This is a genomic window from Vibrio sp. VB16 (genome assembly GCF_015594925.2).
GTDB lineage: Bacteria > Pseudomonadota > Gammaproteobacteria > Enterobacterales > Vibrionaceae > Vibrio.
Genome location: NZ_CP087591.1, coordinates 605707 through 619840, shown reverse-complemented (window position 1 = coordinate 619840; position 14134 = coordinate 605707). Strand labels below are relative to the sequence as shown.

Annotated in this window: 15 protein-coding genes; 8 read left to right on the top strand and 7 right to left on the bottom strand. The window is 40.9% G+C overall.

Annotated elements, in window-relative coordinates:
• Positions 1-191: 191 nt before the first annotated feature.
• Positions 192-1277 carry a glycerol dehydrogenase gene (locus IUZ65_RS19285; RefSeq protein ID WP_195705648.1) on the bottom strand — a complete coding sequence of 362 codons (1086 nt, stop codon included), beginning with the start codon at positions 1275-1277 and terminating at the stop codon, positions 192-194.
• Between the two features lie 263 nt (positions 1278-1540).
• Here IUZ65_RS19285 and dhaK point away from each other — a divergent pair, with 263 nt between their 5' ends.
• The 3 genes from dhaK to ptsP are packed head-to-tail and all read left to right on the top strand — an operon-like array spanning position 1541 to position 5648.
• A complete protein-coding gene (dhaK, locus tag IUZ65_RS19280; RefSeq protein ID WP_195705647.1) occupies positions 1541-2605 on the top strand; it encodes a dihydroxyacetone kinase subunit DhaK in 1065 nt (354 codons plus the stop codon).
• A 1-nt stretch (position 2606) separates the two neighbouring features.
• Positions 2607-3245 (top strand): dihydroxyacetone kinase subunit DhaL, encoded by a 639-nt coding sequence (gene dhaL, locus IUZ65_RS19275; protein WP_195705646.1) that lies wholly within the window; start codon positions 2607-2609, stop codon positions 3243-3245.
• Between the two features lie 3 nt (positions 3246-3248).
• Entirely contained in the window at positions 3249-5648 is a 2400-nt protein-coding gene (gene ptsP, locus IUZ65_RS19270; protein ID WP_195705645.1) for a phosphoenolpyruvate--protein phosphotransferase, read from the top strand.
• 75 nt (positions 5649-5723) lie between these two features.
• Here the strand turns inward: ptsP and IUZ65_RS19265 are convergent, their stop codons facing one another.
• Complete coding sequence (locus IUZ65_RS19265) at positions 5724-6479, bottom strand: ParA family protein (RefSeq protein WP_195705644.1); 756 nt, start codon at positions 6477-6479, stop codon at positions 5724-5726.
• Positions 6480-6842: 363 nt separating this feature from the next.
• Positions 6843-6989 carry a hypothetical protein gene (locus tag IUZ65_RS19260; RefSeq protein WP_195705643.1) on the bottom strand — a complete coding sequence of 49 codons (147 nt, stop codon included), beginning with the start codon at positions 6987-6989 and terminating at the stop codon, positions 6843-6845.
• Between the two features lie 294 nt (positions 6990-7283).
• Here IUZ65_RS19260 and IUZ65_RS19255 point away from each other — a divergent pair, with 294 nt between their 5' ends.
• Positions 7284-7913 carry a glutathione S-transferase family protein gene (locus tag IUZ65_RS19255; protein ID WP_195705642.1) on the top strand — a complete coding sequence of 210 codons (630 nt, stop codon included), beginning with the start codon at positions 7284-7286 and terminating at the stop codon, positions 7911-7913.
• Here the strand turns inward: IUZ65_RS19255 and IUZ65_RS19250 are convergent.
• Entirely contained in the window at positions 7910-8200 is a 291-nt protein-coding gene (locus IUZ65_RS19250) for a DUF1496 domain-containing protein (protein ID WP_195705641.1), read from the bottom strand. The genes IUZ65_RS19255 and IUZ65_RS19250 overlap by 4 nt on opposite strands.
• 522 nt (positions 8201-8722) lie before the next feature.
• Between IUZ65_RS19250 and IUZ65_RS19245 the strand changes: the two genes are divergently transcribed.
• Together IUZ65_RS19245 and IUZ65_RS19240 are read left to right on the top strand one after the other, a co-directional pair.
• Entirely contained in the window at positions 8723-8971 is a 249-nt protein-coding gene (locus tag IUZ65_RS19245) for a hypothetical protein (RefSeq protein WP_195705640.1), read from the top strand.
• Positions 8972-9043: 72 nt separating this feature from the next.
• Positions 9044-9937 (top strand): DMT family transporter, encoded by an 894-nt coding sequence (locus IUZ65_RS19240; protein ID WP_195705639.1) that lies wholly within the window; start codon positions 9044-9046, stop codon positions 9935-9937.
• 332 nt (positions 9938-10269) lie between these two features.
• On the opposite strand, the gene IUZ65_RS19235 is transcribed toward IUZ65_RS19240, so the two are convergent.
• The 3 genes from IUZ65_RS19235 to IUZ65_RS19225 are packed head-to-tail and all read right to left on the bottom strand — an operon-like array spanning position 10270 to position 11763.
• Complete coding sequence (locus IUZ65_RS19235) at positions 10270-10752, bottom strand: AAA family ATPase (protein ID WP_195705638.1); 483 nt, start codon at positions 10750-10752, stop codon at positions 10270-10272.
• Positions 10753-10789: 37 nt separating this feature from the next.
• Positions 10790-11290 (bottom strand): GNAT family N-acetyltransferase, encoded by a 501-nt coding sequence (locus IUZ65_RS19230; protein WP_195705637.1) that lies wholly within the window; start codon positions 11288-11290, stop codon positions 10790-10792.
• A gap of 44 nt (positions 11291-11334) precedes the next feature.
• Entirely contained in the window at positions 11335-11763 is a 429-nt protein-coding gene (locus IUZ65_RS19225) for a GNAT family N-acetyltransferase (RefSeq protein ID WP_195705636.1), read from the bottom strand.
• Positions 11764-11996: 233 nt separating this feature from the next.
• Here IUZ65_RS19225 and IUZ65_RS19220 point away from each other — a divergent pair, with 233 nt between their 5' ends.
• Together IUZ65_RS19220 and norR are read left to right on the top strand one after the other, a co-directional pair.
• Positions 11997-12344 carry a DUF3316 domain-containing protein gene (locus tag IUZ65_RS19220; RefSeq protein WP_195705635.1) on the top strand — a complete coding sequence of 116 codons (348 nt, stop codon included), beginning with the start codon at positions 11997-11999 and terminating at the stop codon, positions 12342-12344.
• 199 nt (positions 12345-12543) lie between these two features.
• A complete protein-coding gene (gene norR, locus IUZ65_RS19215) occupies positions 12544-14073 on the top strand; it encodes a nitric oxide reductase transcriptional regulator NorR (protein WP_195705634.1) in 1530 nt (509 codons plus the stop codon).
• Positions 14074-14134: the final 61 nt, after the last annotated feature.

Here is a 14134-nt window from a genome sequence, read left to right as displayed (position 1 = left end):
TGCGCTGAAATTCTACCGCAAACTACTCGCGCATCTAACTTGGGCTCTTAATTAAGTGGCGTTGGAGTATAAGACCACCGATATAAAAAACCGCCACTAAAAAGTGGCGGGTTAAAGATACAATTTAAAATACTACAATAAATCTAAGCATGAATGTTTTCAAACTCATAAAGGAAAACCCCCATGATTGATTACATAGATCCTAGCTCATTAGCCGTTAGCATCGCCGCTAATACTAACGCTGGAGTCACTTCAAATGGCATGTTGTGAATAGTTTCACCTTCTGCACAAGAAGCCTCAGCTACTTCCATAAGCTTATCGCGATTGATTTCAGTTACGCCCATATCTTTTAGATTTGTCGGTAGGCCTACCGATTTACAAAAATCCAATACTTCAGTGATTTCAGCCATTGCTGCATTTTCCAACACTAATTGAGTTAGAGTACCAAACGCCACTTTTTCACCGTGGTATAGGTGATGACACTCTTCTAGTTTTGTTAAGCCGTTGTGAATAGCATGCGCAGCCGCAAGGCCTGAACTTTCAAAGCCAATACCTGATAGATAAGTATTTGCCTCAATAATGTTTTCAACGGCGATGTTAGAGAGGTTTTGATCACAAGCGATTTTTGCTTTAAGACCATCTTCAATCAATGTTTCATAGCAAAGCTTTGCCAATGCTTGAGCTGCGCGTGTTGGTGCTCCCCCAGCCATTGTTGACTTACCAGAGATACCATTTGCACGTGCTTCAAAGTAGGTTGAAAGTGCATCACCCATACCTGACACAAGTAAACGAGTTGGTGCACCAGCAATAATTTGAGTGTCCATAATAACCATATTAGGGTTAGTTGGAATCATTAAGTATTCTGAAAATTCACCTTCAGGCGTATAGATAACAGCGAGTGCACTTGTTGGTGCATCTGTTGATGCGATAGTCGGAACGATTACAACCGTTTTCTTCAAATAGAACGCGATAGATTTAGCCGTATCAAGTGTTTTACCACCGCCAATACCAACAACGACATCGACACCTTTTTCGTTTGCGATTTCCATTAAACGTTCAATTTCAGGACGGCTACATTCACCTACAAATTCAGCCATGCTTAGTTCAATTCCCGCTTCTTCACAGCTTTTCGTTACGGTTGTACCGACTAGACCAGTTACAAAACCATCGGCAATAGCAAGAACCTTCGTACCTAGTGGTTTGACATAGTCACCAATACTTTCTAGTACGTTTGCGCCCTGAATATATTTGCTTGGTGAGATAATGATTTTGTCCATTTTAGAGACCTCTTTGAAATTTGGGTAGGGGGGTAATGTTCACTTCGCTATGAAAACAATATTTTGTATTATCAACAGTGATCCATCACGCATTTTGTGATTTTTTGTATGTTTTTGTTTGTTTGATTTTGAGTTATCTCACGTTAAACGTTTTCATTGTTGGAAATATTACAATTTCTGACATAGTCTAGCGCGTAATGTAATATTTATCCTTATTGCCCATATGTGCACAAATTTATCCAACAATCAGTGAAGTGAATGTGATGAAAAAATTAATTAATACAGTAGAAAACGTAGTGACTGAGCAAGTAGAAGGCCTTGTCCTTGCGAATCCCGCGCTTAAACTCGTGACGGATCCTTACTTTATTTACCATGAAAAAAGCCAAGGAAAAGTATCTTTGGTCTCTGGCGGTGGCAGCGGTCATGAACCGCTACATGCAGGGTTTATTGGTAAAGGTATGCTGACAGCTGCTTGTCCCGGTGCGGTTTTTACCTCTCCAACTCCAGATCAAATGATGGAGTGTGGTAAAGCGATTCCCAATGAAGAAGGCGTGCTTTATTTCGTCAAAAACTACACAGGTGACATTCTTAATTTTGAAATGGCAGTTGAAATGCTCCATATGGAAGGAATTAAAGTTGGTTCGGTTGTCATTGATGACGACGTGGCCGTAAAAGATTCGCTATATACTGCGGGTCGTCGTGGTGTTGCTGCAACGGTACTGATTGAAAAAATTGTCGGCGCGGCGGCGGAAGCAGGTAAAGATATTTCATATTGCGAAGCGTTAGCTACCCGTCTTAATAATCGTGCTCGTTCATTTGGCGTCGCCCTGTCTGCTTGTATTGTGCCAGCAAATGGTAAGCCTTCTTTTATACTTGCTGATGATGAAATTGAATTTGGTGTGGGTATCCATGGTGAGCCAGGCATTGAACGTCGCACATACAAAGATGTTGATACAACGACAACAGAGATGCTTGAAGAGCTTCTCGCGTCAGACACATATTCTCGCACGCTAAAAACGTGGGATCGTGAAAACGGTGACTGGATAGAAACAGTGCAATCAACAGAAGCCTATAAAAAAGGTGATGACTTAATCGTGCTCGTTAATGGCCTTGGTGGTACGCCGGAATCTGAACTATTCGGTGCTTATCGTAAGGTTCACACAGAGTTAGAAGCGGCAGGCTTTACAGTCGCTCGCACTTTAGTGGGTAACTATTGTACTTCTCTAAATATGGAAGGCTTCTCAATTACATTGATGAAAGCAGATGCTGAAACATTAGAATTATGGGACGCTCCGGTCGATGCTCCTTCACTACGTTGGGGTTGTTAATATGTCTGAGATCACTAAAGCACAAATCGTTACTTGGCTAACAAATTGTAGCGGTATCTATTCTGAAAACCGTGACATGTTAACTGAACTGGATGCCGCTATTGGAGATGCAGATCATGGCCTAAATATGGAACGAGGATTTGGTGAAGTTGCGGCTAAACTTCCAGCGGTTGCTGATAAAGATCTAGCGACAATTTTCAAGACCACTGGTATGTCGCTTCTTTCTAAAGTAGGTGGCGCTTCAGGTCCTCTTTATGGCACGTTTTTCATCCGTGCAGCGACAAAGTCTGCTGGTAAAGAGAGCTTAACATTAGCCGAATTTATTGAAGCACTTCAAGCTGGTGTCGATGGTGTTGTTGGCCGTGGTAAAGCAAATCCTGGTGACAAAACGATGTGCGATGCATGGTGGGAAATCATCACGGCGGGAAAAATTGCGTCTGAAACGGGGGCGAAAGTTGGTGGTGCACTCACCAGTATGGCTGATGCCGCTGTTAAGGGCGTTGAAAAAACAATCCCTATGCAAGCCAAAAAAGGTCGTGCAAGCTACTTGGGTGAACGGAGTATTGGCCACCCAGATCCAGGAGCAACATCGACTAAGTTGATGATTGAAACGCTAAATAAAGTCGTCAATGAGGCATAAATAATGGTAGGTATCGTTGTTGTATCACACAGCGAATTGCTCGCGAACGGTGTTGTTGAGCTAGCAAATCAAATGACTCAAGGTCGTTGCAAAATAGCGGCGGCTGGCGGTATTGACGACCCTGAGAATCCGATAGGTACTGATACTATTCGTATCATGATGGCTATCGAAGAGGTGTACGACGATAGCGGCGTTGTGGTGATGATGGATATGGGGTCAGCCCTTTTGAGCACAGAAACAGCATTAGAGCTAATTGACCCTGATATGGTGCCGAATATTGCTCTGTGTTCCGCTCCGATTGTTGAGGGTACGATGGCAGCGTCAGTGGCAGCATCGGCGGACTTGCCAATGTCGGCAGTATTGGAAGAAGCGGCAGGTTCTTTATCTGCGAAACGTGAACATTTAGGTGAGGTGGAACAAAATATCTCATCTGCGACAGATGTTGAAGTATCAGAAGACGCTCTCGAGTTTTGTTGGACGGTATTGAATCCACATGGTTTACATGCACGCCCAGCGGCGGCCATTGTGGGCTTATTGGCAAAGTTTGACGCTAATATTCTATTAGAAAAAGCAGATAAGAAAGTGAATGCGAAGAGCCTCAATTCCATCGCGAAACTTGGTGTCAAACGTAACGATAATATTCGAATTCTGGCGTCAGGTAACGATGCCGAAAAAGCGATAACCTCATTTGAAGCACTCGCAAATAGCCATTTTGGCGAGTCTATTGCGCAGATGAAAGTCGTTGCGCTAGACGAAGACAAACCAACAGTGGCAAAAGTTGACGGTGCTATCTCTGGTATTTCCGTATGCGACGGGATTGCAATTGGTCAGATTCTTGGTCGTGAAAGTGCAATGCCTGAAATACCGCAACGTGACTTCACATCTGAAGCGGATGAACTAGCTAGGTTCGCTCAAGCCGTGGCAAGCGTGTCTGCATCACTCAAGAAACAAGAAGAAGACGCAGAGAAAACACTTGGTAAAGCGCATGCCGATATTTTTGGTGCTCATGGCATGATGATCACGGATCCTGAACTGTTAGAGATGGTTCAAGAAGAGATTAAGTTAGGGAGCATCGCTGAAGCGGCTCTGATGAAAGTGATGACGATACAAGCGGCAGAATATGCTCAGTCTGAAAGTGAGTACATGCGCGAGCGCGAAGCGGATGTATGGGATGTCGCAAAGCAGACAATGTATTCGTTTGACGGTGCAGAAGCGGAGACCATTGAACTAGTGGACAATTGCATTATTGTCGCAAGTGACTTGTCGCCAGCCCAGACTGCACAGCTTGATCCGACGAAGGTTGTTGGTATCTGTCTTGAGGCAGGTGGCAGGACTTCGCACAGCGCAATTATAGCTCGTGCAATGGGTATTCCCTGCATCGTGAAAGCAGAAGGAATTCTTACTTCCACCATCAGTGGACAAGAGGTTATTCTTGATGGAAAACGCGGTCATTTATGGCTTTCACCAGATGCAGAGAAGGCTTCATTTCTAATTGAAGAACGTAATGCTTGGATCGCCGATACCGTTGCTAAGAAAGAACAGGCGTCGAAACCTGCTATCACAGTCGATGGATTAAAAGTTGATGTTCACGCGAATATCGGTGGGCTGCAAGATGTGAAGGCAGCGCTAGCGTCAGGAGCGGAAGGTGTTGGACTACTTCGCACAGAGTTTGTATTTCAGTCGAGCAAAACATTGCCTACTGAAGAAGAACAATATGAAATCTATCGTGATATAGCGGTTGCTTTGGAGCATCGACCATTAACTATTCGTAGTTTAGATGTTGGCGGAGACAAACCCTTGCCTTCCTATCATATGGCTCAAGAAGAGAACCCATTCCTAGGGTTACGAGGTGTTCGTTTGTGTTTGACGGATAGCGAACTGTTCAAACCGCAGTTAAAAGCGGTATTGCGTGCAGCGAAAGATAACACGAACGTTCAATTAATGATTCCAATGATAGCGGAAGTAGAAGAACTTCAAGCGGTTAAGTCACTTATTGCAGATTGTCGTGATGAATTGAATCTGCCGGAAATCCTATACCCAATGAAAGTGGGTATTATGATTGAGGTGCCAGCAGCGGTACTTAATGCGGACGAACTTGCTAAAGAGGCGGATTTTTTCAGTATCGGTACCAATGACTTAACTCAATACGTTATGGCCGCTGACCGTGGAAATACAGCTGTTTCTGATTTAGTCGATTATAAAAAATCAGCTGTAATTTCAGCAATTCAAATGACCTGTATTGCCGCCAAAGCAAATGGTATTCCAGTTAGCATGTGTGGTGAGATGGCTGGGGATACTGAAATGTCTGAGTTATTGATTAAGTTGGGTGTACATAAGTTAAGTGCGAGCTCGTCACTTATTCCTAATGTGAAAGCTAAAGTTCGTGAAATCAGCTATCAGTAAGTGTAAGTAACGAAACAGAAAACGGATTTAGTTGAACGCTAAGTCCGTTTTTTTTTATTCATTGTGAATGGTAAGCTACCAGTTTCGGAACGACAACAGATTAGAATATCTAACGTTATTGTTTGTCTGTGAATGCGATTTAATGGTCAGGGGCGTTACTTTTTTGTCCGTTAATTCTATTTGAAGCCAATTAAAAACCTCTCTCCAAAGTGGTGTATCTAAATCGACATCCAAGATGGTCTTCTTCTGAAATGGTTCTTGATAAAGATAGGAGTCGCTCATTAGACCCAAGGTTTGATATTGTCGAAAATGATCAAGTAGACTCCTGACCTGTTCAACCTGAGGGTTACCTTCGGTGCAACGATTAATTACGAAGCCCACCTTGACTTCTTTCTTGATTAAAGCCAGATTTTTCAATATTTTTTCAATAAGGGGAAGAGTGGCATGGAGATCGATTGGTGAAGGTTGAATAGGAACAACCACATAATCTGCTAGCATTAAATATTTTTTTATATGGTTATCATCAAAGTTAGCGGGTGAGTCAATGAGAGTAAAGTCGCAATTTCTATCTACCTTTATTGATGAAGCAATATCTGAATAACTGCGGAAACTAATATTTAATTGCTGAGATTCAATCTGTTTTATCTCTTTTGCCCAAGAATGGGAAGAACTCTGTTTATCACTATCAATGATTTCAACACAATGCTGAGCCATACATAATTTTGAAGCGAGATTCACCGTAAAAGTTGACTTGCCAACGCCACCTTTTAGATTTAGCACGAGTATTTTTTTTGATTTCGCATGTGTAATGCTGATTTTTTTTCGAAGCATTCGACATTCCCGAGATATTTATTTTTATTTCGATAGACGACTTTATCAAAATATCTGTATACCAAAAATAGCATAAGTATAGAAAAATAAAAAATAGAATGGCGAGTATGGTGCGGCTTATAAATAAGGGTTTGTAAGGGTGTTTGAATTTTAATTTTGTGAAGACAGTTAACTACTAGTCAAAGACATAAAAACGTAACTTAATTACAGTGTGAATTATTTGTTTATCACCCTATCCATGTGAGAATAGAGCCATTCATACACAACTACAAATTTGGAGTTGTGATCACTTCTTGGACAATAAGAACGCCTTTTGTGTTCAACCGATTTAAACAACTAAAGTGCTTTGAGCACCTTAGTAGCTTAAGCAATCCAAGTTAGGCTTGTTAATAATACAATGGTAGAAGTCACAGCAAACATAGTGAAAATAGCTGCAATCTCATGTAATACAGATACTATTTTGTTGCTTACTTTTGGTGCTTCGATTTGTGAAGTTAATATTGAGCTCATGTCGTTTTCCTTGTTATTGATTATCAGATGACGGTCACATTATCGGCATTTATGTGACCTACGTCAACCTTTAGTTGGTAATTAAATTACAATAATGACTTGTCGCTTACGAAATGAGTTTGGTCAGGTGATTTTAATTCTTTAAAAACAATATGTTAATAAAATATTAATAGTATGTTTCGATAAAATGATTTTGATCTGAAGTTACCAAAAGTGTGGAGTTGAGCTTGACTACATTATTAATAGTGGACAATATGCATATAAAATAAAACATAAAGAAATACCGAGGATTCCATGATTACTTTACACCACTTAGTTAGATCACGTTCAAAAAGAATTATATGGCTATTAGAAGAACTAAAAGTACCTTATGAAATCAAGGCGTATCAAAGAGATACAGTCACTCAACTTGCGCCACCTGAACTGCGTGCGGTGCACCCTCTGGGTAAATCTCCGGTGATCGAAGAAGACGGTAAGGTCTTGGCTGAATCAGGAGCCATCACGGAATATTTAGCACAACGCTTCGCAAGCGAAACATTGGTTCCTGCTCATGGATCCGAAGAATACCCGCTTTATTTGCAATGGCTGCATTTTGCAGAGAGTTCGGCAGCGTTGCCTCTGTTAATGCATTATTTCTTGAAAGTTGATGGTTCAGAAACACGGTTTGTTTCTGATTATAGTCAAAATGAGATTAAACTCATTCTGGGTTATATGGATACGCACTTATCTCATAATACTTGGTTAGTTGGCGACCAATTTACGGCTGCAGATATATTAATGTCATTTATTGTAGAAATGGCGGCGGGATTAGGTTTCCTTGGTGACTATCCTAAGCTGTCAGAATATCTTGCTGCGTTAAATGAAATGCCTGCCGCGCAGAGAGCCGCTACTTTAGAGCAACAGTACGATGAAAGTGCGGCTTAATCTACTTTGTAACTAGGTTTATTTGAGATCTCTGAACGCTCTTGACCCAATGGAAACCATCTTAATGGCCCATTTGATTCACGAGCGTTTTCTTCACTACATATCATGTCGTTTTCTCCAACCTGCAAAACCGCACCAAGCGAGTATGCTTTGTCTTGGTAATAGCAGACTCGTTTAGCTATTGCATTGTTACTACTCCCCACAATGATGGCTTTACCAGGAGTAGAAATTGTATTTGCATAACCAACTGTCGATAGTAGACCTAACATTAACCAATGTTTATTCATTTAATCTCCCTGTTATGACCTTTATCGTAAGGTAAATAACTTTGGTTCGTAATCAATGTAAAGTTATCACAGTTTTTGATTTTAACCAGACATGAGTGCTTATCTTCTTAATTGGCTCATTTAGGTGCTTTGAGCTACTCCAATTTTAAAACGTAAACTAAGTAGCCCCTTTAAATTCGCAAAACTTGCGCCTTTCTTCGTTACACCATGATTTCGTATCGAGCTCGTATTTTTCTATAGACGTAAATTTAGAGTGATATTGATCAAATAATCATGCACAAAACACGGGGATACATATTATTTACGTGATCTTCGTTGCGTAAATACAGCTTGATTTTAGAATATTAATGCATTCAGACCATGAGTAGAGGATATTGAGTATTAGTACGCCATACGGGTGTGTGTTTTTTGATAAAATCAAACAGTTTTAACAGTACTCTAGAATAATAACTGCTTCTATGGATATGGTCGCAACATAATTTTCTGTACATTTTGCTATCTCTCAGGACATGGAATTTGAGAATGGCGTGGAGAACGTCGATGCTAAGCCATAAATTAAGCAACCTACTCAAACTTTATCGAATTGCCAATCGAATTGAAAATTTGAATACCATCTCTCATTGCTCAAATGAATTTCAGAAAGTGTTAATTAAGATAGATGGGCAAAAAATAGATCCGGCCGCTCGGATTTACTTGAAAGATCTGACTACCGTGCACCAAGCGTGTAATGACATCGTTAAAAGAAAAATGGTGAATGTAGAGGCCGCATAACAACGGTTTCGATGGCGGTTTTTAGACAATTGACTTATTATTGGTCAACTCAATATTAGATAGTAATTTTATATGTCGCCTCATTCTCCAATCCAAGGTGCTAGCTGGATGTTAACCGCTGGCTTAGCCTTTGCTGTAGTTAATAGCCTCGCTCAATATGTTAGTATCAATTTCTCGCTTCCGTCTACCTCTGTTGCTTTGATTCAATATGGTGTTGCGCTTGTCGTCATTCTCCCCTACCTAAAGACACTCGGTATAAAAAAATCGTTAACAACAATGAATTTGAAGATGCATATCTTCAGGGTGTTGTTGTCTGTTATCGGTATTCAATTATGGATGTGGGCGTTAGCTTATCCTGTTCCGATTTGGCAAGGCATCGCTCTCTTAATGACATCACCGCTTTTCGCTACGATTGGTTCAGGTTTATTTCTTAAAGAAAAAGTAGGGTTTGCCCGTTGGGGAGCGACCTTAGCAGGCTTTGTCGGCGCCATGATTATTTTGGAACCTTGGGGGGACAATTTCAATATTGCTTCTTTATTGCCTATCGGTGCTGCATTTTTTTGGGCATGTTATTCGTTGATGGTGAAAAAGCTCTCTTCTGACGATTCTCCATCGACAATGGTGGTTTACCTTCTGTTGTTTATTACGCCCTTTAATCTGCTTTTAGCGTTACCAGATTGGACGATGCCCACAACGTCAATTACCTGGGTCTTTTTACTTGGTGCTGGCGCTATGACCGCGTTGGCACAGTGGGCGATTGTAAAAGCCTATGCGGTGGCAGATGCATCATTTGTCCAACCTTTCGACAATGCAAAGCTGCCACTGAATGTACTGTTAGGATGGATGGTTTTTGGTTGGGTTCCACCAGGTCGGTTATGGCTAGGCGCTGCGATTATTATTGCAGCAGTCGCATTTATCACACATTGGGAAAGCAGTGGCAAACGAGTATTGAGTGAAGCACGTTAAGTCTATTGGTTAATTAGTCTTTATACGCTCGATTCTTTCATACTCATATTCTTTATATGGTTTACTTAAGCTGTCTAGGCACCTTTGGTAGACCGCACTGCTCTGACGGCTACAAGTGCTTTTTTGTTGCGCGTGAATGGAGTCATACATTTGCTGCTTTGAGCATCCAACAAGAAAACCAATAGTGCCGATCAAAAGCGTTATCCTATTGCACTTTTGTCTCCGCTTTCCTTAAAACTGAAATTGGCGATTTCGTATCGTCTTAACCCTTTTAGATAGCGTGAGTTATGCTTTATTAGGCCACCCTTAATGTCCATGATCCTTATCTTAAGCTAGTTATTGGATGATTTAACGTACGTAACTTTTTCATGTGGTGTTGGAACTTCAAACCATTGCCAGAACATCTGGAGCATTTCAGGTGTCATTTCGTAGGCTTTTTCTAAGCGGTCTGCATTGCGTTTATAGGCTCTTTGGCTACAAATTTCGAAACTAGAATCTAAATAAATTAACTCAAAATCGAATCCATGAGACTGTGCCCATTGGGTTATTTTTGTTCGTTCTAATTGGTTCCAAAAGCCAAAGTCAAATATAACCGAGGTGTTCAGTTGCATCATCTGTATTGCTGACGATTTAAAGAGCTCGGTTAATGTGTCCATACGCTCATCGAATAACTCTCTAGGCATGTGTTCACCGAATAACGGTATCATCCATTCGTCGATAGAAAAACGGAATGCCGAGTGGGTATTTGCCAATTGTTTTGCATAAGTAGTTTTACCTGAACCGATGAAACCACAGATAAAGTAGATTTTGGCCATGTTTAGAGTGTTCCTTGCACCATTCTAATTCAATATTTTACGTTCTAATTCTTGCCATATGATAGACGCTGACAAATTCGCCCTTTCTAAACGCATAATCTTTTGACTCACCCTCAATGACAAAGCCAAATTTTTTATATAGTGCAATGGCAGATGCATTGTCGATAAAGACGGTAAGCTCTAGTCTTTTTAGATTTAACCAGTTGTCGGCTAATTCAATCATGGCTGATATAAGAGCAGTGCCAATACCTTTGCCTTGTTGTTCATCTTTCACCCCCATACCAAAAGAGCCAGCATGTCGGCGTCTTAAATTAGCAAAAATCTCGAACCCGAGGTTACCGACTATTTCGCCATCGATCTCAGCAACAAAGCTGTAAATATTATCCGGTTTATTAGCGATTCTCGATTCCCACACAGCACCGTCAGGAAAAGGGAGCTGTAAGGTGTTTGAGTAGGCATTTTCACATTGGTAAACTTGCGTAATACCTTGTGCATCTTTTGCCTCACTATGACGCACAATAATCTTTTTCTTATCCATGGATAGTTCTCTCTAGCGACGGTTTACTTTTAACAGGTCGAGTTCTACAGGTTCTTGTATGCGTCTGGCTTGTGAATCTGCATCAACATCTCAGGGCTATTCAATGGCTCAAAACCGAATTGCTGGTAGAGGCCGTGTGCATCTTTGGTCGCTAACATCATTCGTCTTAGCCCTTGAAGTTGAGGATGGTTAATAATTTCCGAAATCAACCATTTGCTTAGTCCTTTTTGTCTATGATTTTCCAGAATAAAAACATCGGCTAGATAAGCAAAAGTGGCTTTGTCTGTAATTAGGCGAGCAAAGCCAACCTGATTGTTCTCGGAATCAAAAAGTGCAAAGCAAAAAGCATTTTCAATGGCTTTTTTCATGGTTGCTTTCGGGATGCCTTTGGCCCAATAGCTCGTAGAAATGAATGTATAGATCACATCGAAATCCATTTCACGTGTCTCTGTGCTAATTCGATAGCCGTCCATTACTTATCCTTAACTCTTTGTCTACGTGCCTATTTTTATTTATAAGCTTGCGTTTACCTCAAATATACTTTTATTGAGAAAAAGTGCAATTAATAGCTTGTATAGGCATTCGTATACCGACTTTATCTTTACCAATTATAGACATACCTTTACCTTCCTTGACGGACTCTTTACTTAAGGTTGTTTAATATGAGTACATCTCATGAGGGGATGAAATTAAAAAAGGCTAGATTATGAAAACATTATTAACGATTGCTATGACTGGTTTGGTATTAAGTACGTCTGTTTTTGCGGGTACCAATTTGTTAAAAAGTGAGACAGAATTTCGTTCTGAAGGCTATGCGACTCAAGCTCAAGCTTATGAAGCGGGCTTTGATATTGCGGATGAGTTGAAAGCGGCGTCAAACTCACAGCTTAAATTTCAGCTTCCAACCACACTAAATGGTCAGATTCAGAAGGTAGCAATTGAAGAGGTAGAAGTTAGTCTAGAGGAATTTTCAGCTCGACGTGGCGAAGTACAATACCGAGCTGTAGTTGATGTTGATTACTCTTACACAGTGAAAGAGAGCAACAATAGTTAACGGTATAGATGCCGAACAATACGGCTAACGTATTAAAACAGCTCGACTCAATGATGGGGGACGGTCCCGACCATTGAATCGAGCTATCTGTTTTTATTCCGCAAGGCATATTTTTAGATTATCTTGTTTTGAATCAATTCATGGTTGATGTAAAAAAGACATCATACGTATCCAGAAAAAATAATCATCTGAGATATTAATGAAGCCATCCCTAGATACAGTGCTTTTACAGATAGCACTTGACCTAAGCTCCTCATTACCCAAAGGACAGCACTATCAAAAACTGATAGATTCGGTAAATCAGGTGCTTCCTTGCGATGCTAGTGCACTGTTCATATTGGATAAAAAAGGTTTTCTTATCCCGGTAGCAGTCAGTGGTTTATCCAGGTCCGTTTTGGGTCGAAAATTTTTCCCGCAAAATCATCCACGCTTAGAGCAGATCCTCACGAATAAAAAACCAACTCGATTTAGCGCATCGTCTAATTTGCCTGATCCATTTGATGGTCTACTTTTGGCAACACCAGATGAACATATTGATGTCCATGATTGCATGGGATGTAGTCTGTATGTTGAAGATAAATTGGTCGGTATATTGACATTAGATGCTTTGGAAGTCGGCGCATTCGAGAAGATAGACACTATTACTATCGAGACCTTTGCGGCCCTAGCCGCCGCGACGATGAGAAATATAGCGTTATTTGAAACACTGCAAGAATCCAATCGTCAGCAAAAATCGATAAACCAACAACTTATTGAGCAAGCAAGAGACAAGCAAGGTAAGTTGGTGGGAGTGAGCCCACAGATGAATTATCTGAAAAACAGTATCTCTATGGTTGCAAGGTCAAATTATGCCGTATTAATTTCTGGTGAAACAGGCACAGGCAAAGAGCTTGTCGCCCATGGTGTACACGATCAATCAGAACGCCGCGATAAACCAATGATCTATGTAAATTGTGCTGCGTTACCAGAATCTATTGCGGAAAGTGAGTTGTTTGGTCACGTGAAAGGTGCATTTACAGGGGCGACAAGTAACCGAGCAGGAAAATTTGAATTGGCTGATGGCGGCACACTCTTTCTTGATGAAATAGGGGAGTTAGCCATTCATCTGCAAGCTAAATTGCTTAGGGTTATTCAACAAGGTGAGGTTCAAAGAGTCGGTGCCGACAAAAATAGTTTTGTAGACGTGCGGATTATCGCAGCAACGAATAGGGATCTAGAAAGAGAAGTAGAGGAGGGGCGGTTTCGACCAGATCTTTATCATCGACTGAATGTTTTTCCTATTCATATTCCTCCTTTGCGTGAGAGATTAGGTGACATCCCTGTTTTGGCTGGTCATATATTAGACAAAGTGCGGAGCCAATTTAATCTTCCTAACTTGCATATACATCCTCGATGTTTAGATTATATGGAAGGTCAAGCATGGTTGGGCAATGTTCGAGAACTAGAGCATACATTGATGAGGGTGAGCTTGAGAGCGATTCAACAAGAAGAGTATGTAATTAATCGAGTGCATTTTGGTGCGGACGAAAAACCGACAAAAGCGAATAAGGAACAACCTTTCTTCCATAGAGAGCCTAAACCAATGCGAGAAACGGTTGAGTCATTTCAGAGGCAACTTATTGAGCATGCACTACTAGAATCGAATGGTATTTGGGCCAGAGCAGCTGAATTCCTCCAAATGGATAGAGGAAACCTGTATCGAATGGGTAAAAAGTTGGGTGTAAAGTAACGATAGTTCTTAGAGATGTAAAAATGACATCGATGATGATGTTTATTTTACATCATTTCTT

What these genes read in the sequence shown, in the direction of transcription:
- IUZ65_RS19285 (WP_195705648.1), bottom strand. Translation starts at nt 1,277, where the DNA reads ATGGACAAAATCATTATCTCACCAAGCAAATATATTCAGGGCGCAAAC.
- dhaK (WP_195705647.1), top strand. Translation starts at nt 1,541, where the DNA reads ATGAAAAAATTAATTAATACAGTAGAAAACGTAGTGACTGAGCAAGTA.
- dhaL (WP_195705646.1), top strand. Translation starts at nt 2,607, where the DNA reads ATGTCTGAGATCACTAAAGCACAAATCGTTACTTGGCTAACAAATTGT.
- ptsP (WP_195705645.1), top strand. Translation starts at nt 3,249, where the DNA reads ATGGTAGGTATCGTTGTTGTATCACACAGCGAATTGCTCGCGAACGGT.
- IUZ65_RS19265 (WP_195705644.1), bottom strand. Translation starts at nt 6,479, where the DNA reads ATGCTTCGAAAAAAAATCAGCATTACACATGCGAAATCAAAAAAAATA.
- IUZ65_RS19260 (WP_195705643.1), bottom strand. Translation starts at nt 6,989, where the DNA reads ATGAGCTCAATATTAACTTCACAAATCGAAGCACCAAAAGTAAGCAAC.
- IUZ65_RS19255 (WP_195705642.1), top strand. Translation starts at nt 7,284, where the DNA reads ATGATTACTTTACACCACTTAGTTAGATCACGTTCAAAAAGAATTATA.
- IUZ65_RS19250 (WP_195705641.1), bottom strand. Translation starts at nt 8,200, where the DNA reads ATGAATAAACATTGGTTAATGTTAGGTCTACTATCGACAGTTGGTTAT.
- IUZ65_RS19245 (WP_195705640.1), top strand. Translation starts at nt 8,723, where the DNA reads ATGGCGTGGAGAACGTCGATGCTAAGCCATAAATTAAGCAACCTACTC.
- IUZ65_RS19240 (WP_195705639.1), top strand. Translation starts at nt 9,044, where the DNA reads ATGTCGCCTCATTCTCCAATCCAAGGTGCTAGCTGGATGTTAACCGCT.
- IUZ65_RS19235 (WP_195705638.1), bottom strand. Translation starts at nt 10,752, where the DNA reads ATGGCCAAAATCTACTTTATCTGTGGTTTCATCGGTTCAGGTAAAACT.
- IUZ65_RS19230 (WP_195705637.1), bottom strand. Translation starts at nt 11,290, where the DNA reads ATGGATAAGAAAAAGATTATTGTGCGTCATAGTGAGGCAAAAGATGCA.
- IUZ65_RS19225 (WP_195705636.1), bottom strand. Translation starts at nt 11,763, where the DNA reads ATGGACGGCTATCGAATTAGCACAGAGACACGTGAAATGGATTTCGAT.
- IUZ65_RS19220 (WP_195705635.1), top strand. Translation starts at nt 11,997, where the DNA reads ATGAAAACATTATTAACGATTGCTATGACTGGTTTGGTATTAAGTACG.
- norR (WP_195705634.1), top strand. Translation starts at nt 12,544, where the DNA reads ATGAAGCCATCCCTAGATACAGTGCTTTTACAGATAGCACTTGACCTA.